Annotated in this window: 1 rRNA gene; it reads left to right on the top strand. The window is 57.2% G+C overall.

The features are described 5' to 3' along the window. Positions 1 to 278 (top strand): 16S ribosomal RNA (locus ACTHSX_RS10630); the annotation flags it as partial.

The following is a 278-nucleotide window of genomic DNA, read 5'->3' as shown; positions in this document are numbered from 1 at the left end:
CGGTGATACGTAGGGTCCGAGCGTTGTTCGGAATTATTGGGCGTAAAGGGCTTGTAGGCGGTCCGTCGCGTCAGGAGTGAAAACTCGGGGCTTAACCCCGAGCCTGCTTTTGATACGGGCGGACTAGAGGGATGCAGGGGAGAACGGAATTCCTGGTGGAGCGGTGGAATGCGCAGATATCAGGAGGAACACCGGTGGCGAAGGCGGTTCTCTGGGCATTACCTGACGCTGAGAAGCGAAAGCGTGGGGAGCAAACAGGCTTAGATACCCTAGTAGTC

Origin of the sequence: Neisseria sp. P0014.S002 (assembly GCF_051958295.1) — a bacterium.
GTDB classification, from domain to species: domain Bacteria; phylum Pseudomonadota; class Gammaproteobacteria; order Burkholderiales; family Neisseriaceae; genus Neisseria; species Neisseria flavescens_B.
The sequence above is the reverse complement of the archived record's forward strand: the minus strand, read 5'-3'. Positions and strand labels throughout refer to the sequence as shown.